Annotated in this window: 1 protein-coding gene; it reads right to left on the bottom strand. The window is 30.9% G+C overall.

What is annotated here, in order from left to right; genetic code table 11:
* Window positions 1-38: 38 nt before the first annotated feature.
* Window positions 39-3,062, bottom strand: coding sequence for an FG-GAP-like repeat-containing protein (locus DW862_RS25480; protein ID WP_120071132.1), 3,024 nt, complete (start codon window positions 3,060-3,062; stop codon window positions 39-41).
* Window positions 3,063-3,121: the final 59 nt, after the last annotated feature.

Here is a 3,121-nt window from a genome sequence, read left to right as displayed (position 1 = left end):
GTTAAATGTTTATTCATCAAACGGTTAGACGAAACCGTTCAGAATTTAAAATATGAATTAAATGATTCTAAAGAAATTTTTCCTTGTGGAGTATAAGCGTATCTTTTTGTTTGAGTGATACTATTAGCTCCATCTCTTGTGTAGACAGTTGTAATTTTTGAAGGTTTCTTTTTATATAATAGATTATCCGGACGTACATATTGATAATTGGTTAAAATTCTTTTTTCTGGCATATTATTTACCCTAGCAAATCCTTGATAACTAACATCAGAGATTATGATATTATCTATTTCATCATAAGTATATTGCTCCACTTTTTCACATTGCTTATCCAAGTCTGTTTCAAAAACGGATGTATGTCTCAAATAATAGCTCCCTGACAAATTATGTAATTCAGCTCCATAGTTAGTAGACGAAACGATTTCATGTCCAACACGATACTCGCTTTTGGCAAGATATAATATACAGGGAGATCCTAATACATTATAAGTGTTAACCGTTATAGTATTTAAAAGAGAATCTGTTATTATTTGTTTTTCAAATCCAACAAAGTTACCTTTATCCTTTCTATAAAAAGGAGTAGTATATGAATATGACTTCTTACCAATATGAATGTCTTTATGTAAATCGGATGTTAGTACATAATTTACATTTCGAATTAATGAGTATTGCTTATTCCAATGAGTATATAATCCTTTTATTAGCGGATTCTTACTCACACGTGATTGTACATGACTATTATATTCAATAGAGCGCCTACCCGCATTACCATCTATGATATCAATCACCACATCAGAAGAACATTGTTCATCAAAAGTTACCAAACTGTATTTTACGTCACGAAAACGTGTAATCACCCCCGGCCCTGTTACTCTGGATTGAGAAATGGCTAATACATCAGCTCTACCATCCCCTGTAAAATCACCGGCAAAAAGATCATGTTTTATAGGATAAACATAAGATTTTCCCTTATATGAATACACATCATCTAATCTTGTAGTTCCAGGAGAAATATCAGGAGATAGAAATAAATCCGTAACATCAATATCATAGATATTATTCGTAAAATGACATCCGGGATAACTAACAATCGTAGCTCTAGCCTCTTTATCTTGATCAATTGTATAATAACAGGACATTAATTCCGATATACCATCATTATTAAAATCCGCAACTAAAAAAGATAAATTAGGATGTGATTCTGTAATTTCTCCTTTAATAAATTCTTTTCCATTATAATAATATATCAATTGTTTGTATTGTTCCCCGGATTTACAATAAAAAAAGATATCTGCATATCGATCATTATTGAAGTACCCGAATTTGAGATCATTAATTTCCCCTTCATTAAATGAAAAATGCGTCAATTCAAAGATACTCCCATAAGAATTAATAGCATAAGCCACAACCTCCTTCTTTTTTTTATCATACACAATGATATCGTCATATTTATCTCCATCAACATCTATGACTGCATAACTCCCATTGTTTGGCAAAGTCCCTTTTATTTCTAGGGAAGTATATTTTACTAATTCATCATCAAAAGAGTAGCATTTATTTCCGATTAGGAGTTGATCTTTTCTATTTCCCTCAAAATGCCCAACTAATACAGGACTAGCAACTCCCCCCAAACGGGTTGTTGTTTTATAACCTAATTTACCTTCCTCATTCAGATACGCTTTCATAATTATGAAATGCGTATCATCCTTAGTTAACATAGCTAAATCCAATAAACCATCTCCATTAAAATCTCCAGGAATAACAGTAAAAGAATAATTTTGGTCATAAATGGTTGTAGTCCATATTTTTTCACGATTTCCTTTTTTATCTATTGTTTGGACCTCTAATACAATATTTATAGAATCCATATATTCTGGAGGTCTCATTATATATTGTTTATCTATTGTTAGAAAATCTTCTATTCCATCACCATTAAAGTCTCCTTGGATCACATCTGTCGGACGATGTTCAAATGCATATTTTTGCAAACATTTCTCACCTTGATGCTTTCCCCAGCCTATTATAATAGGATTATATGCTACATTATTCTTTCCAAACTCTTGTATGTTATTAAGTTTTGGATATATATCTTTTTCATCTTTGATATACTTCATTTTATAGATACGTACCTGTTCACTTCCTGCAAAAACAAAAATTTCTTTCAATATCTTATCACGTTTAACCCTGAAACCATTCAGAAAACCAGTTGGAACATCTTTCACACGATTATATAAGAAATCAATTCGATTGGTTTGTGTGTAATTGCATGAATCATTTAATGTATATTCAATTGACTTCAACCATATATCTGCATTTTCAATATCTTGTTGATAATTATACAATATATAATTTCCATAAGGATCTTCTTGACAAGCTAAATACCAGGAAATAATAGTAGTTTGGTCAGCATTAGATAATTGGTATGCTCTGGTACCTTTGTAATCACCATAATAATATTTCATTCCATCTTGAGTGGTCAATACAAAGTAACGTTTATAGTCATCTCTGGTTATTAAGGAATAATCATTATTTTCTTTATAATAGACTGTTTTTCCATCCACCCATTTTGCTATTAGAGGTATACCATCCAAATAATATTTATTCCAAGAATATAATTCATTAAATCTAGACTCTTCATTACTACGAGTTATCGAAGATAAACATGACAAATTTATTCCTGTACCTAAAACTCCATCTCCACTATAACTATTGTATACAATTTCCAAATTAGGTCCTATTCCACCATTGCCAACAGGCAATGAGAGAGGAATTGAAAAATTAGAAGCACCATTTGCTGCTATATCAAAAAAATAAGGAGTAGATCCTACTGCTAAAAGTGTATCAAGAGTATGATTATTTACATCAACAGCTACATCATATTCCAAATATGGAATATCAACAGAAGCAGTAATCATTATTCGATGATCTTTACTCTCAATATTATTTGTCCGTGAAATTCGATTTCCATTATTATCATAGTCATAAAACAATCGATTATTCTGTGATAAAACCGAATTGTTTCCTAATAATAGACTTACTAATGCAATTTTCCAGAATCCCATAATATGGGCACAGTTGCATAAGTCCGTGGCAATATAATCATGTTATCCAAAGATTATGG

This window comes from Bacteroides sp. AM37-9, from assembly GCF_003603455.1.
In the GTDB taxonomy this organism is placed as follows: domain Bacteria; phylum Bacteroidota; class Bacteroidia; order Bacteroidales; family Bacteroidaceae; genus Bacteroides; species Bacteroides xylanisolvens.
The sequence above is the reverse complement of the archived record's forward strand: the minus strand, read 5'-3'. Positions and strand labels throughout refer to the sequence as shown.